The 17,476-nt window shown below is 43.5% G+C and carries 20 protein-coding genes, 1 tRNA gene and 1 other annotated feature; of the genes, 16 read left to right on the forward strand and 5 right to left on the reverse strand.

The genetic code is table 11. The annotated features are described in order from the left end of the window. The first annotated feature begins 179 nt into the window (after positions 1–179). Genes AC5162_RS05440 through AC5162_RS05450 form a run of 3 tightly spaced genes read left to right on the forward strand, consistent with a single transcriptional unit; the run spans position 180 to position 4,748 of the window. Positions 180–1,367: a metallophosphoesterase family protein gene (locus AC5162_RS05440; RefSeq protein WP_496534246.1), complete on the forward strand. Its 1,188-nt coding sequence runs from the start codon at positions 180–182 to the stop codon at positions 1,365–1,367. Beyond that, positions 1,357–3,729: an ATP-binding protein gene (locus AC5162_RS05445; RefSeq protein WP_496534247.1), complete on the forward strand. Its 2,373-nt coding sequence runs from the start codon at positions 1,357–1,359 to the stop codon at positions 3,727–3,729. The genes AC5162_RS05440 and AC5162_RS05445 overlap by 11 nt, the downstream gene beginning before the upstream one ends. After that, the gene (locus AC5162_RS05450; RefSeq protein ID WP_496534248.1) at positions 3,729–4,748 is read left to right on the forward strand and encodes a 3'-5' exoribonuclease YhaM family protein; all 1,020 of its coding nucleotides are present in this window, start codon (positions 3,729–3,731) and stop codon (positions 4,746–4,748) included. Before AC5162_RS05445 ends, AC5162_RS05450 begins: the two co-directional genes overlap by 1 nt. A 105-nt stretch (positions 4,749–4,853) precedes the next feature. On the opposite strand, the gene AC5162_RS05455 is transcribed toward AC5162_RS05450, so the two are convergent. The 3 genes from AC5162_RS05455 to AC5162_RS05465 all read right to left on the reverse strand — a co-directional run bounded on the left by AC5162_RS05455 (position 4,854) and on the right by AC5162_RS05465 (position 6,495). Then, complete coding sequence (locus AC5162_RS05455) at positions 4,854–5,753, reverse strand: peptidylprolyl isomerase (protein WP_496534249.1); 900 nt, start codon at positions 5,751–5,753, stop codon at positions 4,854–4,856. 92 nt (positions 5,754–5,845) lie between these two features. Further along, on the reverse strand, positions 5,846–6,064 hold the full coding sequence (locus AC5162_RS05460) for a hypothetical protein (RefSeq protein WP_496534250.1): 219 nt from the start codon (positions 6,062–6,064) through the stop codon (positions 5,846–5,848). Positions 6,065–6,066: 2 nt separating this feature from the next. Continuing rightward, a complete protein-coding gene (locus AC5162_RS05465) occupies positions 6,067–6,495 on the reverse strand; it encodes an HIT family protein (protein ID WP_496534251.1) in 429 nt (142 codons plus the stop codon). A gap of 78 nt (positions 6,496–6,573) precedes the next feature. Between AC5162_RS05465 and AC5162_RS05470 the strand changes: the two genes are divergently transcribed. Genes AC5162_RS05470 through trmB form a run of 3 tightly spaced genes read left to right on the forward strand, consistent with a single transcriptional unit; the run spans position 6,574 to position 9,285 of the window. Then, positions 6,574–7,284, forward strand: coding sequence for an ABC transporter ATP-binding protein (locus tag AC5162_RS05470; protein WP_496534252.1), 711 nt, complete (start codon positions 6,574–6,576; stop codon positions 7,282–7,284). Continuing rightward, positions 7,281–8,615, forward strand: coding sequence for an ABC transporter permease (locus tag AC5162_RS05475; protein ID WP_496534253.1), 1,335 nt, complete (start codon positions 7,281–7,283; stop codon positions 8,613–8,615). The genes AC5162_RS05470 and AC5162_RS05475 overlap by 4 nt, the downstream gene beginning before the upstream one ends. A 10-nt stretch (positions 8,616–8,625) precedes the next feature. Further along, on the forward strand, positions 8,626–9,285 hold the full coding sequence (gene trmB / locus AC5162_RS05480) for a tRNA (guanosine(46)-N7)-methyltransferase TrmB (protein ID WP_496534254.1): 660 nt from the start codon (positions 8,626–8,628) through the stop codon (positions 9,283–9,285). A 98-nt stretch (positions 9,286–9,383) separates the two neighbouring features. Here trmB and AC5162_RS05485 read toward each other — a convergent pair whose 3' ends face one another. Next, on the reverse strand, positions 9,384–9,707 hold the full coding sequence (locus AC5162_RS05485; RefSeq protein WP_496534255.1) for a helix-turn-helix domain-containing protein: 324 nt from the start codon (positions 9,705–9,707) through the stop codon (positions 9,384–9,386). Between the two features lie 295 nt (positions 9,708–10,002). Between AC5162_RS05485 and AC5162_RS05490 the strand changes: the two genes are divergently transcribed. Both AC5162_RS05490 and AC5162_RS05495 read left to right on the forward strand, forming a co-directional pair. Then, complete coding sequence (locus tag AC5162_RS05490) at positions 10,003–10,284, forward strand: hypothetical protein (protein WP_496534256.1); 282 nt, start codon at positions 10,003–10,005, stop codon at positions 10,282–10,284. 103 nt (positions 10,285–10,387) lie between these two features. Next, positions 10,388–11,356 (forward strand): DUF6287 domain-containing protein, encoded by a 969-nt coding sequence (locus AC5162_RS05495; RefSeq protein ID WP_496534257.1) that lies wholly within the window; start codon positions 10,388–10,390, stop codon positions 11,354–11,356. 111 nt (positions 11,357–11,467) lie between these two features. Here AC5162_RS05495 and AC5162_RS05500 read toward each other — a convergent pair. Next, positions 11,468–11,541, reverse strand: a tRNA-Arg gene (locus AC5162_RS05500). Between the two features lie 162 nt (positions 11,542–11,703). Between AC5162_RS05500 and AC5162_RS05505 the strand changes: the two genes are divergently transcribed. From AC5162_RS05505 to AC5162_RS05540, 8 genes are all read left to right on the forward strand, one after another. Further along, positions 11,704–12,030 (forward strand): DMT family transporter, encoded by a 327-nt coding sequence (locus tag AC5162_RS05505; RefSeq protein WP_496534258.1) that lies wholly within the window; start codon positions 11,704–11,706, stop codon positions 12,028–12,030. A 40-nt stretch (positions 12,031–12,070) separates the two neighbouring features. Then, positions 12,071–12,838: a nicotinamide riboside transporter PnuC gene (pnuC, locus tag AC5162_RS05510; RefSeq protein ID WP_496534259.1), complete on the forward strand. Its 768-nt coding sequence runs from the start codon at positions 12,071–12,073 to the stop codon at positions 12,836–12,838. 164 nt (positions 12,839–13,002) lie between these two features. Further along, positions 13,003–13,575, forward strand: a complete 573-nt coding sequence (locus AC5162_RS05515; protein ID WP_496534260.1) for a TetR/AcrR family transcriptional regulator — start codon at positions 13,003–13,005, stop codon at positions 13,573–13,575. 37 nt (positions 13,576–13,612) lie between these two features. Continuing rightward, positions 13,613–13,897 (forward strand): ArsR/SmtB family transcription factor, encoded by a 285-nt coding sequence (locus AC5162_RS05520; RefSeq protein ID WP_496534261.1) that lies wholly within the window; start codon positions 13,613–13,615, stop codon positions 13,895–13,897. A gap of 68 nt (positions 13,898–13,965) precedes the next feature. Next, the gene (locus AC5162_RS05525) at positions 13,966–15,420 is read left to right on the forward strand and encodes an MFS transporter (protein ID WP_496534262.1); all 1,455 of its coding nucleotides are present in this window, start codon (positions 13,966–13,968) and stop codon (positions 15,418–15,420) included. A 61-nt stretch (positions 15,421–15,481) separates the two neighbouring features. Then, positions 15,482–15,558: a sequence feature (ribosomal protein L21 leader region), on the forward strand. Between the two features lie 13 nt (positions 15,559–15,571). Continuing rightward, positions 15,572–15,871, forward strand: a complete 300-nt coding sequence (rplU, locus tag AC5162_RS05530; protein ID WP_047975142.1) for a 50S ribosomal protein L21 — start codon at positions 15,572–15,574, stop codon at positions 15,869–15,871. A 27-nt stretch (positions 15,872–15,898) separates the two neighbouring features. Next, positions 15,899–16,213, forward strand: a complete 315-nt coding sequence (gene rpmA / locus AC5162_RS05535) for a 50S ribosomal protein L27 (protein WP_496534263.1) — start codon at positions 15,899–15,901, stop codon at positions 16,211–16,213. A 142-nt stretch (positions 16,214–16,355) separates the two neighbouring features. Then, positions 16,356–17,450: a M24 family metallopeptidase gene (locus AC5162_RS05540; RefSeq protein ID WP_496534264.1), complete on the forward strand. Its 1,095-nt coding sequence runs from the start codon at positions 16,356–16,358 to the stop codon at positions 17,448–17,450. Positions 17,451–17,476: the final 26 nt, after the last annotated feature.

Consider the following 17,476-nt stretch of genomic DNA (forward strand, 5'->3'; position numbering starts at 1 on the left):
ACTGACGCCGATTGAATATCGGGCATCAGTCCTAAAGGCCGCTCAATGACATGTCCTAATTTTGGGGTTCATATCAATTCGGACTGCTTTTTTGTTTGCCGATTAATTTAAAAGTCTTGTATAATGAGAGTAGCGAACACTTGTTCTAACTACTGTTATTACCGCGTTTGGGGGATTGAATGCTTAAATTTATTCATGCAGGGGATGTCCATTTGGGCAATCCATTTACTGGCCTAAGCCAAGAATTAAACCAGCCGTTCCAACGCTTGGTGGAACAGGCCACTTTTGTAGCCTTTGATGACTTAGTTCAGACAGCCATTGATCAGGAGGTGGACCTGGTCTTGTTCCCAGGTGACTTATACCATGGGACTGGTAATTCGGCCTTGATTCAAGATCACTTGTACCAAGCCTTTTCAAAGTTGGATGAAGCTGGTATTTTTGTGGCGGTTTCTTTTGGAAACCACGACTTTCAAGAAAACCAGGACCACCCGGCCTGGCCAGACCGTGTTTTGACCTTTGGAAACCAAGTTGAAACGAAGATGGTCGAAACCAAAGCAGGCGAAAAGGTTGCCTTAACCGGTTTTTCTTATGATAGCCGGCATGTGTCAAAGGAAATGGTCGCTGATTTTCCAGTTAAAAAGCCAGGGGTAGACTACCAAATTGGCCTCTACCACGGGTCCGTTGGTAAGGTAGGGGACGACTATGCTCCTTTTACCGTCGATCAAATGTTGGCGAAAGGCTATGATTATTGGGCTTTGGGTCACATCCACCAACGAGAAGTTTTGCATGATAGTCAGCCCATTATTGCTTATTCTGGAAATCTGCAGGGATTAAACCGGAAGGAACTGGGCCAAAAGGGTTTTTATTTGGTCAGCGATGAAGGTGGTCAAGACTTGGAAGCAAGCTTCCGACCAGCCGCTTCTGTTGTGTGGCAACATGTTGAAATTAAAGATCCGGTTTCAATTCAGGCAATTTCCGACCAACTTAAGAGTCAGAGCTTTGACCAAAAGACGCTTGTAACCGTTTCATTGACTGGTCAGTTGGGGCAAGAAGTGCTTGACTCACTCAACTGGGGAACTCTACAAGAAAAGCTTCAGCAAGGACTTGGCCAGGAAAGTGACTATTGGCCAATTAAAGTTGAGATGACCAAGAAAGTTGCGACAGTTGAACACTTAAATTTGCCAGATAGTGTTGACATTAACCAGGCGGTTAACCAGGGGGTTTCAGCAGAAACGGTGGCTGACTGGTTATCTGACCAAGCACCGGCCTTTATCCGTGATTACTTCTATTCAGAACAGGGACAGGCCGCAATCCGAGCTAAAATGATTGAAAATTTCCAGCAAAGGGGGCAAGTTGATGAAGGTTAAAACAATTGAAATTTCAGGTTTTGGCCAGCTAAGCAACATCAAGATTGATGATATTGCGGATTGGCAGCCCTTTTACGGAAAGAATGAAGCTGGAAAGTCGACGCTCAAGGCCTTTTTATTGGGGATGTTCTTTGGCTTTCAAACTAGAAACAAGCAGTATGACCCGCGGTCTGGTGCCAAGTTTGGTGGGTCAATTGTTGTTGATATTGACGGGCAAGACTATCAGATTACCCGGTTTCATCGTTTGCGGTCAGAATTAACCGTTCAAAATTTGTCGACGGGGGAAAAGGTCGAAGATGGTGAGGCTTTCTTAGAAAAACTTTTCCAACCACTATCTGAAAATACTTATGAACAAATCTTTGCTTTTAATGAACAAGACCTGGCTGAAGTTAGCCAGTTAACGGGGGCTGACTTTGAAAAGCAGTTGCTCTCCTTTACCCAACCAACAGCTAAGCCGTGGTTGGCATGGGCGGACAGCGAACGAGAAGCTGGCCAGGCTTTGTTTTCAAAGCAAAAGAACGCCAAGCGACCATTAAACCAAAAGAGTCAAAATTACCAAGCCTTGTTTGACCAACACCAAAAAGACCAAGAAGACTTGCAGACTTATTTGAAGAACGCTGCGGTGATTCGAGACCTAAAAAAGGCTTTGAACCAAGAAAAAGACCGGTTAGAAAAAGTTCAAGCTGAGGCCAACCAAGTTCACCAAGACCAGAATAATTGGCCGTTTTATGAAGAAGCACGGGGCTTAGAGGAAACCCTTGCTCAAGAAAACGGCCCAGAGGTCTCAGATGAAGACCGGAAAAAAACGGCCGACCTAGTGATGGAGCAAAGCTGGCTTGCCAAAAAATTGTTGGCTGCTGAAAAAGAGATTGAGACAATTCAAGGCCAAATTGCAGACCTTGGGTCGGATACTCACCACCAGCAACAAGAAAAGCTGAAGGCTCAGGTTGCTGACCTACAACAAGGTCAGCAAGAAAGTAATGCTTTGGCTAACCAGTTGATTCGCTTTCAACAGTACTTTACCGGTAGTATTCCAGAACCATTAACTGCTGAACAAAAGGCACTTCTAACCAAGGCAAATCACTGGGTGACAGCGACGGCCTTATCATTGCTTGTATTGTTAGCATCTTTTGCGATTATGGTCTCTTGGCCTGTCCAGGGAGCTTTGGCATTAGTCGTTGTCTTTTTGGCTTATAAGGCTAGTAGCCGCCACTTGCATAAGCAAAATTTGTACCAGTCCTATGCACCGCTGGACCATGATACAATTTTAAAAACGCAGGGTGAGGTTAAAAAGGCCGCTTTGGCTAAGGACCAGCTACAAGACCAGCTACAAGACCACCAACAGGCTGCGGCCCGCCTAGTCCAAGACTTAGTAGCCTTTGATCCGGACGAATTTACCTTTCTACATGAGGTAGACACCAACAATGTTGATCAAATTTTACATGAGGTGATCCCTCGCTTGGACTTTGACAAGAATAATATGAGCCGAAGGACAAAGGAAGAATCCGCCTTGTCGAAGGCTGTTGCTGACCAGCAAGGTCTCTACCAGCAAAAAGAAGAGTTGTTGGCCAAAGTTGAACCACTCTTGTCGGCTAATAGTCTGCCATCACTAACAGACTTACAGGATCGGATTAACCACCAAGACCAGGTTCACCGTCAAGAACTGCGCTTACGGGACTTAAAGGACCAGTTGACCCCGACTGGCTACCAGCGCTTGGCTGATTATCAAACCTTAGCAGCGGTTCAGTCTGCACTTACCCGTAAAGAAGGTGAGATTGACGCTGTGACGAACTTTGTTGAAGAAAAAGACCAAAGTTTACATGACTTAGAGGTTGAACAGGCGGCCTTAGTTTCAGCGGAAGAATTTCAAGCGACTGGTCAAAAGTTAGCCAATGCTAAGGCTAATCTCGAAGATGAATTTTTGACCTACCTGGCCCAGGTGATGACACCAAAGGTTGTTGAAACTGCCTTCAATGGTCAAGACCAGACCCTTAGCCAGCAAATTGAAGAAAAGGCTAACCAGTATTTTAACCGGTTAACTTTGGGGCGGTACCAAGCTTTAAACTTGGTTGGTAAGCAAATTACTGTCATTGGAAAAGACCAAGCAAAGTTTGCGGTCAAGGATTTGTCGACTGGAGCAAAGGACCAGGCTTATTTGGCGGTTCGCTTAGCCTTAGCAACGAGCTTGAAAGTTTTAAAGCCACTGCCAATTTTGGTCGATGATGCGTTCTTGCACTTTGATTCAGATCGGAAACAGGCAGTGCTAGCTTTGCTAGCAGAAATTGCCAGTGACCACCAGGTTCTTTTTTGGACCTTTGATGACCGCTTTGAAAAAGAGAGTATTTTGTTAGGAGAACAGTAATGGCCCAACTATTAATGGATTTTAAAGAAAACGATGCAATCGAAGCTTTTGCTGTGGTCAAGAGTGCCGATGTCCGTCAAACTAAGACTGGTAAAGACTATTTGGCAATTGTCTTCTCTGACCGGTCGGGCGACTTACCTGGCAACCTGTGGGATGTGACCCAAGACCAAATCAAAAGTTTGCAAGCTGGCTCGGTTGTTAAGGTGACCGGAACTCGCGGGGCCTTCAAAGGTAACCCGCAAATTCAAATTGCAGGGGTCCGGTTAAGTCAGGCTGAAAATGGGGAACCAACTAGTCCTGCTGACTTTATCAAAAGTGCACCAATCAAGAAAAATGAAATGGAGACGGAATTAAACGACCTCTTTTTCAAGATTACCCAACCGACTTGGAACCGGATTGTCCGTCAACTCTTTAAGCAGTACCAGGCCAAGTTTTTGGAATACCCAGCCGCCAAAGCCAACCACCATGCCTTTGCTGGCGGTCTAGCTTTTCATAGCTTGTCGATTGCCCGCTTAGCCGAAAAGATGGTAGACCTATACCCACAATTGGACGAAAGCCTGTTGCTAGCAGGAGCTCTTCTCCACGATTTAGGAAAGGTGATTGAACTGTCTGGACCCGTTGCGGCGGAGTATACGACTGCGGGTAAGTTAGTCGGTCACATTACTTTAGTTGATGAACAGCTAGTATTGACAGCCCACGACCTGGGCTTTGACTTAAACCAAGAAGATGTTTTGGTGTTACGCCATGTTGTTTTAGCTCACCATGGTATTTTGGAGTATGGGTCACCGGTTGAACCGAAGATCATGGAAGCCCAAGTTTTGCACCAGCTAGATGAAATCGATGCGAACATGCAGACGATGACGGGGGCCTTGGAGCAAACTGGTAAGGGAGAGTGGTCTAAGCGGGTCTTTGCCCTTGGGAACCGGTCACTTTACAGGCCTGAAGTTGCTTCAGCTCAATTAGAAGATGATGACGACCAAAGCCTTGCTAATGAGGGTGGTAATACGACGCTCTTTTAATGCAGAGACTTGATTGAACCACTGTTTATAAAATAATGTACGAAAAAAGGTTTTCCTCAATCTGAGGAAAACCTTTTTTATTTGCTAATAATTTTTACTGATTGATTAGGCGCCGGCTGTTAGGTAGCCAGACATACCACTCTTCAAGTCTGAGTCTGAAACGTTGACGTCAGCCTTACGAAGAAGCTTACCAATAATCTTTTGAATCTTGGTTGAGTTGTTTGAATCGTTGATAAAGTCGTTGGTAATCTTGGCCTTCAACTTTTCTTTGACCTTGGCTTCGGATGGCTTATCGGCCATCTTGTCCGTCCGAACAACATAGTAAGATGAACCAGAGGCGGCCTTAACAGGTGAGTCAGTATATGTGCCATCGTCTTGGTTAAAGGCGGCCTTCCGAATGTTTTCATCAACTGTGGTGTTGGTTGAATCAAAGGCAGGTAATTGGCCAGACTTTGAAGAACTTGATGACTTTGATGAGTACTGGTTGTAGACATCGTCCCATGAAGCGCCGTTGTCCAAGGCATCGATAGCGGCTTGGGCTGAGTCTTGGTCCTTGGTAGTAATCAAAGAAATTGTGGTGTCAGGGACGTAGTTATTGTAAGCATCGTCCAACTGGCTCTTGGTGACCTTGTAGTTAGCCTTAACGGCGGTGTTCATCAAGAGCTTTTCCCAAAGCGATTCCTTGTATTGGGCTTCTGTCATACTTTGCTTAGCAAGCATACTTGAGAATGAGTCGCCGTACTGTGCTTTTGAAGTTTTGAGGGCGTTGTCAACGTCAGATTCGGAAACTTGGCTACCGTAATCCTTGTTCAAAACTTTATCAATTACCATTTGAGTAAAGACCTGTTTACCAGCTGATGTTGATTTAACTTTATTGTAGTAATCTTCTTTTGAAATCTTACCAGCGTCTGACGTGGCCAACGTCTTAGAAGTTGTTAGTCCTAAGAACACAATTCCAGCCACGAAGATGACGGCAAGACTTCCCCATACGATCTTGCGAAACATAGTGTGTTAATTTCCCTTCACTTTCAAATTAAACGTTCCAAGTTATTCTATCATAGATTTTCGTGAAGGGCGGGGGCTTTTTAGTGATTAACCTACTTGTTAGACATCTCTTCGGTTACCTGTTTAATACGGTCTAGGTGAGCTTTGTTTTTGTAATTGTAACGCGTAACGTCTCGCTTGATTTCTTCGATGTCTTTTTTGGTTGCAGGCAAAGTCTTTTGTAAAACTTTGGCTTGGTTGGCTGCTTTTTTGGCCAAATTAACGGTTTCTTTTAAATCAGCAAAGAGTTCTTTTACACCTGAAAATGCCATGCTTACCTCATTTCTTGTTGGATTGCTTGAGCGATTTCTTGGTACATGTCCTCGGTAAAGTTCTCAGAATTATCAATCGTTGGTGCCAGCTGGTCGGTTAAGCCATCGTTATCGTAACGGGGAATTAAGTGCCAGTGGGAGTGGATGACTGTTTGACCAGCCGATTCACCATTATTTGATGAAATATTGATGCCAGTAATTTTGGGGTTCGTGGCCTTAATGGCACGAGCCAGAACGGGCAATTTAAGCAAGACCTTTTGAGCAACTTCGTCATCGTAGGAGAAGATGTCATCAACATGCTTTTTAGGAACTAACAAAGTGTGACCGGGTGTCACTTGGGAAATATCCAAGAAGGCGAGAACGTCATCGTCCTCATAAACCTTATAGGATGGGATTTCACCTGCAATAATCTTGTCAAAAATATCTGCCATCTGTCTACTCCTTTAAAGTTATTCTATCCTTATTATAGCAAATCCCCGAGAGGGTGTTGAACCTGTTATAATAGTTGCATGGGATTAGAGATTACAAACTTATATGGTGGCTATGCCGGTCAAAACGTCTTAAAGGATGTGTCTTTGACCGTGCCAAATGGTCAAATCGTGGCGTTAATTGGCCTAAACGGGGCCGGTAAGTCAACGACATTGAAACATGTGATTGGCGAGCAGCAGGGACGTTCGGGTAAAATTGCCTTGAACGACTTAGCCCTTGCTAAAAAGCCAACGGCCTTTAAGCAGCAGTTAGCCTACATTCCAGAGCAACCAATTTTATATGATGAGTTGACAATGGCTGAGCATCTGCGCTTGATGTTGGCCTCACATGGCCTAAATGATCAGGATCACTGGCAAAAGGTGGTTGACCTATTAAAAGTGTTCCGGCTTGAAAAAAAGTTGAATTGGTTACCTAAGCACTTTTCAAAGGGGATGCAGCAAAAGGTCATGATTGTGGCTGCCTTTAGTTTGGAGGCGCCGTTAATGGTGATTGATGAGCCGTTTTTGGGACTCGATGTCTTAGCTCAAAAGGACTTAGTCAATTTGATGCGTCAGCGGGCCGATAACGGTGGTGCGGTCTTGTTAACAACGCATTTGTTGGCAAGCGCTGCCAACTATGTTGACCAGTTTGTTGTCTTAGAAGATGGCCAGGTAAAAGACCAGCTTGCACCGCAAGAACTAGCTGCTAAACATGGTCTGGCTCTGTCAGACTTGGATGGGTTGTTTTCATGACGGCGCCAGAAGTTGACAACCAAGCAAGTGTAGCTAATCTGTCGGCTACGGGCTTTTCATTTGATGACTTGTTTAAAAACCGACGGGCAACTCAGCAAAAACGTGACCAGCGCTACTTACGGTTACTATTTAATGACCACTTCGTCTTGTTTTTGTTGCTAGTTGTAGGAACCTTGATTTTGGCTTTCCAGTCTAGTCGGCACCTAGCATTGACTGGTCCCTTTGGTTTTAGCAACTATTGGACTTTTGGCTTGGTCTTGTGGCTGGTCTTGGGATTGAACTTTGGTTCTTTGGTGACTTACTTGAAGCCGGCTGACCGAGTTTTCTTACAAGCAAACGACCATTTTATGGCGGCAAATTACTTGAAACAGGCAATGACCTGGTCATATTTGCTGGGACGGGGCTGGCAGACCTTGTTCGTTGGTTTGGCCTGGCCGGTCTTGAACCGGATAGGTTTAGGAAACTGGGCTGGTGTCGTAGCGGTTTGGCTGTTCTTGTTTACTTACAAGTTGGTTCTACTAGAAATTGACCGGGCTCAGCTCTTAGTTCGACAGTCCAAGGTAATCTTGCGGCCACTGACTTGGTGGCAGGTATTATCTGCCAGGTTTATCTTGCCTGGTGCTATTTTATTAGCAATGATGGTGGCTGACCCGCTTGTTCGTTTTGTGATTTTGATCATCATTGTGATGATGTTGTCGGCTGGAATTGTTTTCTGGACAGTTCGTTTGCAAAGAAATCATGGGCAACTAGCCTTGAATTGGTCGATGGCCGTTCAAGAAAGTGCCCGGCACGAGCAGCGGTTACTGGCCTTTTACGCTCTTTTTGCAGAGGTGCCACACCAAAGGCGACCAATCAAACGTCGGGCTTATTTGGACCGGCTTGTTGCTAGCTTGGCACCTTTTACCCACCCAGCTCGCCGGCTGTATTTGACCCGGTTGGTTCGGGGCGGGGATGAGCTTTGGTTAGCCATCCGGTTAGCGGTTGTCGCCGGTTTCTTGACCCTGGCACTGCCGCAGTCAAATCCTTGGTGGCATGCTGGTGTCATCTTATTAATGGTTTACTTGGTTCACATTCAATTGTTACCAGCCTTTGGTCAAGTGGAGAGTGTTCAGTGGACCCGGTTGCTGCCAATTGAACTGGTTGACAAAGAAAAGGCCTTTCGGCAAATTTTAGCGTTCTTAGCCATGGTGATTGTCTTATCAATCGCCTTCTTAGAACTTTGGTTTAGCTTACAATCGGCAATGGTTGTCCTGGTAGCAGGGCTAGGCTTAACCACCGTCTTTTATTTTTATTGGGCGGACCGGTTATTAAAAAAGTGGAATAATAGTTAGAGGAAAGATTATGCATTTACGTTCAAAACCATGGGCTAAGCCTTGGCTAGAAGCTCACACTGACTTGGTGATTGACCAAGAACATGCTCAGGCTCAAAGGGGGCAGTGGCAGGCTTTATTTGACCAAGAACAGCCAATTCACGTGGAAATTGGTTCAGGGAAGGGTCAGTTCATTATGGAAATGGCCAAAAAGAACCCTGAAATTAACTATATTGGGATGGAAATCCAAGAAACAGCAGTGGCAATTGCCGCTCGGAAGTCCTTTGATTCTGTTGGCGTTTTGCCGAACCTACGTTACTTGTATGGAAATGGTTCCGGGGTTGAAACTTACTTTGAAAAGGCTGAAATTCAAAAGATTTACTTGAACTTTTCTGACCCATGGCCAAAGACCCGTCATGAAAGTCGGCGGTTGACTTACAAGTCGTTTTTGACTTCTTATCAGGCGGTCTTGCCTGATGGTGGTGAGGTTGAATTTAAGACCGATAACCGGCACTTATTCGAGTATTCATTGGTTTCCTTCATGGACTTTGGCATGCGTTTTTCGGCTGAAGACTACACCTTGGACCTGCACGATGACGCAGACAAGGTGGCAGGCAACGTTGAAACTGAGTATGAACAGAAGTTTATGGCCTTAGGTCAACCGATTTATAAAGTTAAAGCTCATTTTTAAGACAATTAAAAAGCAGGTATTGCTTCTCGATTTAGGGGCAGTACCTGCTTTTATTTTTTTAACTGCTGACAAATAAAATTGAAATTCCTTTGAATTGCTCAGCTTTTTAAAAAGGCTAGGAGCGTTGTCACCAAAGCTTCCCGTTTTCGACGAGGAAGGGCATTCAGTGCTTGAATCAAGTCGCCGTAGTCACTTTCTTCACTTTGTCGACTGATTCCTAAGAGCTCATTTGGCGTTGTTTCTAGGTGCCTTGTTAAGCTTAGCAGGGTTTCCAGTTTAATATTTTGATTTTTGCCAAGCTCGATTCGAGCGACAGTATTGATTGATGTATCGGTTAGTTCGGCTAACTTTTCAAGTGTTAAACCCTTGGCGAGACGAAGTTCTTTCATTTTTTGGCCAAGAGGGGTATGGTTGTCGAGCATAAAACACCTCCACCTCTTATGTTGCTAAAATAGCAATCAACTTGTAAGGAAGTTTAATGGTAAAATAATACTATAGTGTTAATTGTGCTATAATTGATAAATCGGAAATTTGATTAGGTGCGAGGATTATTTCAAAATGGTAGTACAGGATCATTTTAATGTTGATCGAAATTTTAAATTAAGTCTAATTATCCCCTGGCTGAAAGGGCAAATGTTTGTTTCAGATGACAACTTTTTTCACCTGAAATTAGTGAAGACAGAGGTTTGCAACCTTCTCCCAGGCGAAAAAGTTCAGGTGACAGCTCCGGTCGACCAAATCGACCGAATTGAGGTAAAAAGGGAACTGCGGCCACTACGGCTGGTTGTTGGTTTGCTTGTTCTGGCATATGGTGCCATGGAATTCACTACCGAGTTGTGGGTCTTTATTGCTAGTGCAATTTTAGCAGCAATTCTCTTGTTGAGTGCGGTTCGAGCTGTCTTTTACTTTGAACGCCAGGGAAAGAGTGAGCAAGTATGTTTGCCGTTTTATGAAAAAGATCATTTGGACGAGTTGCAAAGGGAATTGCAAAAAGAATGATTTAGATGACTAAAACATTACTTTTACGACAAAAGTGGTAAGATAAGAGGTGCTTGGTAGATACTAAGCGCTTTTTTATTTGAAAAAAAGGGAGAGAAGTAAAATGAAATCAAAACCAATGGTCATTTCGATCATCGTTGTGGTAGTTGTTGCAATTTTAGGTGGGGTCTATGCCTTTCACCAGAGTGATAGCGGAAGTAATAGTGATTCTACTACAAATGCAGGTAAGACCTCATCAGCGAAGAAGTCTTCGGGGATGGATATCCAAGCAATTAAAGCTGGTGACTATTCAAGTGTCGTTGGTACTTGGCAAAATAGTGAAGGCGATTCTTTTACCTTTGATAAGAAGGGGTTGAAGTCGGTGACTTCTTCAGGTAAAACAGTGACTAACCAAAAGATATATTTGAAGTCTGTTAGTGGGTTAGCAGCTGCGAAAATTGTAGACGGAATGTTGAAGACTCAACTAGGCCCAAGTGATGAGAATGTTGAGGGTGCATCTGCAACTGTCGATACTTACTTCATTCCAAAGGGAGTTTCTTTAGAGGGAACGACGAAGAATTCGGTTGATCGGATTTATTCTGGACAGCAATTCGCCGATTATAACGTCTATTATAAGGTTGACACCACCACAACTAAGACTGTTAATTCATTGTCTTTGAAGGAAAAGGAAGCGCTGGCTTTGTTGGGAATGCCAGATAACTTTCAGTCTGATTACGGTAAGACGACGGTGAGTGACATGTTGGCTGGTAAGGCGACACCAACCGTTAATAACGATGGAAATTATTCAACCGTTTCAACGACCTTTAGTGGTTTGAAGTTTACGGTTGATAACGGCAAATATATTTTGAAATTGCAAAATGTGCCAAGTGACATCCAAGATTGGGACTTGTCGCAAGGCTACTTCCGCTTTGATGGTGATACGGTTACCTATAAGGTTCAAGGAACCCGGGTATCTGGTGCGGAACAAGATGCCGATGCTAATACGCTTGGAACTAAGAGCTTGTCACAACTGTACAAGCAGTACAAGGGTACGAGTCAATTGAAGAAGATGGAAGCATTGATTCAAGACTAAGCTATTATATTCAAAAAAAGGCCTCACAGCTATTTAACTGTGAGGTCTTTTAAAATGCTTGTAGATTACTACCAAAAGGTTACTAACGTTGATATACCAACGATTTTTCTATGCACTGAGGGGGAGTCGAACCCTCGACCTGCCGGGTAGAAACCGGCTGCTCTATCCAGCTGAGCTACCAGTGCAAAGTTCTGTAAAAGAACACTATTAAGAATAGCAAAAAATAGGGTAAAATACTATGACAAGTTTTTTCTTTGTGAAGGTCTTTTGCCAGATTACAAAGAAGTCGGGTTTAGAATGGGCTTAATCAGATTGATTTTGCTTGAGAGAAATATAAGGAGACAGAGATGTTATCGTATTTTTATTTAGGATTAGCGATTATTGCGGAAACCGTTGCTACAACCTTGATTGGGACAACTGCTGGTTTTACAAAAATATTACCAACGATTGTGACGCTATCGTGCTATGCCCTGTCATTCTACCTTTTGTCGGTGGTGGTCAAATCAATCCCAGTTTACCTGGCATATGCAATCTGGTCAGCAAGTGGTATACTAATTATCACGTGCTTGAGTGTCGTACTGTTTAAGGTGACCTTGAATTGGCAGACAATCGTTGGGTTAGGTTTTCTGGTGATTGGGGTCGTTTTGGTTAACTACTTTGGCAACGTACATTAAAACGTTCGGGAATATTGTTCTTGAGCAGTTGGAGGAGAAGATGGAGAACGGAAATAAGACGTCTGGCTATTCCTTACAAGACGTCAAAGAAAACATGAAACAGGTCTTTACCTGGTCATATTACAAAGAAGGATTTTCAGGTTGGGACAAGCAATCATACATCTGGTTGATGATTGGTCTAGTTGTTATTATTGCAACTGGCTTGCCACAAGGATTTGAAACCTTGTCAGTTTTGTCGATGATTGGTGGGGCGATTGGCTTCATGTGCACATTGGCAATTACGGCTAATAAGCGCATCAACGGTTTGCTTGGCTTTATCTCAGCAATTTTGATTTCAATCGTGGCTTTCCATTCAAAAAACTATTCAGATATTGTGATGCAGATGATTTATCTGATTTCATTGGATTTGAACTTTATGTTCTTTGGAAGTGCATGGCAAAACCGCAAGATTAAGGCAATGAACAAAAACGGATGGGTAATGGCTGCCATTACCTTCGTAGTTGCCTTCATCTTGTTATTCATGATGGATACTCATATCTTGATTTCGCCACGTCCTTGGTTGGATGCCTTTTCAGCCGCAATTGGAGTAACGGGGGCAGTCTTGACGGTAGCCAAGTTTAAGTCACAATACTGGATGTGGACGTTGCAAGGCTTGATGTCAGTGACTTTGTGGGGCGTAACTGCCTTCCAAGGTGATGCTAACTGGGTTTTGTTTGCTACCTATGTCTTGTACCTTGGTAATGATGTAATTGGTTTGTTCTTCTCACCATGGTCTCGGGCGGCTAAGAAAGACGCCTTGAAGGCCTAAAAGATTCAATACAAATAACCCTTTGAAAGGTCAAAAAATGTCGTTTGTGACAATTTTTTGACCTTTCTTGTTATTTTTGCTATTTTTTAAACTAGAATTGAGAAATGACTGCTATAATTAAGACAGTTAAGCGATTTGATCCTTTGAGAGAACGGAGAAGGTAAATGACCAGAAAGATAACTGATGCCCGGGTAATTCGATCCCGGCAAATTATGCGGACCGCCGCAATTGAATTACTAGCAACAACTGAACATTTCTCAATTACGGAGCTCTTAGTCCGTGGTAACGTCACCCGGGGAACTTTTTACCGGCATTACAATAATAAAGAAGACCTGATTAAAGATGTCAATGAGCAACTTGTCAAAGAAATCACGGCGAAGACGGAAACAAAGTTCCGCGTCCGTCAGGTTTTGGAAGTGATTTCAGAACAGGCTGTCTTTTATAATGCCGTGTTAAATAAGGGACGAGACCCCGAACTAAAGGCAGCGCTAATGGCCGAGTTGCGTGAGCAACGCAATGATACCCTTGATAACATCGATGATGAATTAGTTAAGCAACACATGGTTTACCAATGGGAAATCATTATGGCTGGTTTTTGGGCCTGTGTGTCCTTGTGGCTGTCTGATTCGATGGCTTTGACCCACGAGGAAGTCTTAGATGAATTCCGCGAAGTTTGGAAGATGTCGATGAATAAGACCCGGCAAACGGGGATGTTGCTCTTTGACTTTGAGGCTTAATTTGGACAAAGTGAAAAAAGAGAGTTACGATAGTTTTATGACAATAGAACTATTAGATCAAAAACGTGCAGAAATATTTAAAACTTTATCGGATGCGAACCGCTTGCAGATGATCCGAATTTTGTACCAGGCTAACCGGGAGATGACTTGCGGCGAAGTCGGTGAGAAATTGTCCATTAGTAAGTCGACGGTTTCTTATCACTTTAAGGCTTTACGGTCGGTTGGGTTAACTAACACCCGTAAAGAGGGGCAAAATAAATTTCTTTCGATTAATACTGAAACCTTTGACCAATATTTACCAGGATTTTTAGTTTCGCTATAAATCCTTTTATTTTTGACAGATAGTTCTATTGTTATCGAACTGTTACAAAATGAAAGGAAGTTTGGAAAATGAATCCAATCAAACGTCGAATGCTGTTAGTTGCTATCTTGGTTGCGACATTCATGACATCGGTCGAAACAACGATTATTACGACAGCGTTGCCAACAATTGTTAGTGACTTAAATGGCCTGCATTATCAAAGCTGGGTCTTTGCGATGTACCTGCTTGCCACAGCTTTAAGTACACCAGTGTATGGTAAATTAGCTGATCATGTCGGCCGTAAACCGATTTTTTTAATGGGTATTATGCTATTTACTAGCGGGTCATTACTTTGTGGACTCTCGACTAATATTTTTATTCTAGTATTTTTCCGCTTGGTCCAGGGACTTGGTGCTGGGGCTGTGATGCCAATCACGTTTACCATGATTGCTGACTTATTTTCCTATGAGGAGCGGCCAAAGATGATGGCACTCAACAATACGGCTTGGGGATTGTCAGCTTTAATTGGCCCTTTACTGGGTGGTTACTTAGTTGGCTATGTTAGCTGGCACTGGGTATTTTTCATCAACGTCCCATTGGGAATCGTGGTGCTAGTCATTACGGTTTTCTTTTACCAACAGCAAGTCAAAGAGAATCATTCTGAAAGTATCGATTTAAAGGGGATTTTATCTTTGAGTGGCGTTTTAGTAACGTCCTTGCTAATCTTGCAAATGTTAGCAAAGCAAAATGTTGCTTGGACCGAGTTACTAGTTCTAGTCGTTTTACTGATTTTTTCGTTGATTACCTTTGTTAAGGTTGAACCAAAAGCAAAAGATCCGATTATTCCAATTAGTTTCTTTCAAAATCAATTGTTTTTGATTCAAATTTTAACTGCTCTATTTTTAAGTGCTGTGCAAATTGGTTTTCAAACCTACTTTCCAATGTGGCTGCAAGCAATTTACCGGGCGTCGCCCTCAGTAGCCGGGTTGGCAGTGACACCGAGTCCGATTTTATGGTTGGGGTCTTCGTTTTTAGTTGGTAGTCTTATTAAACGTTATGCGCCAAAATATATCAGCCTTTTCTTTGTGATTTTCTTATTGGTAGCTTACTTGCCTTTTACTTTGATTGGCAAAAGTTCTCCAATTTTTATTTTTTACTTGGTCTCCGGGGTTAGCGGCTTTGTTTTAGGGATTATTATCACAATGAATACGCTGGTATCTCAGCGAGTTGTGCCAGACAATCAACTGGGAGCTGCTTCATCGATGTTGACACTGGGTCGAACATTAGGACAAACGATTGCAACAGGGACATTTGGGTTGGTTTTTAACCTGGTGGTCAATGCCCATTATGACGGGAAAGATGCGGTTTCGAGTGCTTTGATGAATGGCTTTGTAAGCGGGAAGGGACAAGGACTTGCTCACCGTCAAGCCTTACAACTTGTCTTCTTGCAAGCGATGCATGCTATTTTTGCCATTGTTCTTGGTTTACTTGTGGTAACATTAGTTATTAATTCTTTGGACCAGCATAAGAAAGTGGTTCAATAATTAGTTTAAAGGGCTTTTCTTGCCTTTCAGTCGAATATCTGTTAAACTTATTAGGTTGTTAGCGTAGCTACAACCACACATGCCAGGTTTAAGGAAGCTAGAAATAGCCGCCTCGGTATGGTGAGTCTAAGTATAAAAGGAGAACTCAATAATGGCATATGCAATTATTGTTACTGGCGGCAAGCAATACAAAGTCGCTGAAGGCGACACCATCTTTGTTGAAAAGTTGGACGCACAAGAAGGCGACAAGGTCGTATTTGACCAAGTTGTCTTGACCGACTCAAAGATCGGTACCCCATTTGTTGATGGAGCTAAGGTTTCTGGAACTGTTGAAAAGCAGGGTAAGGAAAAGAAGGTTGTTACTTTCAAGTACCGTCCTAAGAAGCACTCCCACACTAAGCAGGGACACCGCCAACCATATACGCGCGTAAAGATTGATTCGATCGCGTAATCATCACTGTAAAAGGAGAATAGACTTATGTTGATGAATCAAGATAACTTGCAACTCTTTGCCCACCACAAGGGGGGTGGATCATCTGCCAACGGTCGTGACTCAGCTGGTCGTCGTCTTGGAACGAAGGTCGCTGATGGTCAAGCTTTGACTGCTGGTTCAATTATCTACCGCCAACGTGGTACACACATTTACCCAGGCCAAAACGTTAAAAAGGGTGGCGATGACACACTTTTTGCTTTGACTGATGGTGTGGTTAAGTTTGAACGCAAGGGACGCGACAAGCGCCAAGTTTCCGTTTATACCCGGGACGAATACCAAAAGTTGATTGCCAACGCATAAATTTTTGAAAGCAGCTCAAAAGAGCTGCTTTTTTTGTGCCTTAAAAGCGATTAGATTAAAAATAAATGAGAATTCCGTGTTAGAAAGACTCCGGTTTATGGTATAATAATCAAAAATTCGATTGAAAAACGGAGGGTGACAAATGAAGTTCCAAGAAAAACGAGTACAAAAGTTGCAGGCCTTGTTGAAGAAGGCAGGGGTCCAAGGAATTGTGATCACTGCAGGATCTAATTTGAAGTATTTGACTGGCTTTGCCGGTGGAACTGGCGATGGGGTCTTAGTTGTCTCGCTAGCTGATGCTGCTCTAATCACGGATGCCCGTTATGAAAATGAGTATGTCCACGCCTTGCCACAGGGTGTCTCACTGAAAATTACCCGTGATTACTACGGTGAAGCGGTTAAGACAGTCCGTGAATTTGGCATTGAAAGCTTACTCTTTGAAGCTTCTTTGCCCCATGACTTGTTCTTGTACTTGGATGATGAGTTACCAGCTAATGTTGAATTTGAACCAGTTGACGGCTTGGTGGAAGCCCTCCGTGAGGTTAAAGATGATGCAGAAGCCGATGCCCTCCGCAAGGCGGCTGATGCTTCGGTGAAAGCTTTTAATGACTTGATGAAGGAAGTTAAGGTTGGCATGACTGAAAAAGAAGTTGCTAACCGTTTGGATGCCTTGCAAAAGCAATATGGGGCGGAAAAGCCTTCATTTGACACAATCGTGGCTTCTGGTTACCGGTCGGCCTTGCCTCACGGGATTGCGACCGATAAGAAGCTAGAGGATGGTGACTTGGTAACGATTGACTTTGGGTACTATGTCGATGGCTACACCTCTGATGTCACTCGGACCTTTGCGGTTGGGGATGTTGATCCTGAATTGAAGAAGATTTATGAAATTGTTAAGCAGGCAAATGCGGATGCTATTGATGTCGTGAAGGCCGGTTTGTCGACTGCTGAAATTGATAAAGTTGCCCGTGATTACATCACTGGCGAAGGCTATGGTGCCCAGTACCAGCACTCAACTGGGCACGGAGCTGGCTTGGATATTCACGAAGGCCCTTATGTTTCTTCCCGTTCAAGCGACGAAGTCCAAGTTGGTAACTTGTTGACGATTGAACCCGGAATTTATTTGGCTGATAAGGGTGGCGTTCGAATTGAGGATGATATCTTAGTGACAAAAGATGGCCATGAAAACCTAACGGCTGGCTTGCCAAAGGACTTGATTGTCATTCCTGGCAAATAAAAAATGATTCTAAAGGAAATCCTTAC

Source organism: Fructobacillus sp. ChS1-6f1-1-27 (assembly GCF_059579415.1).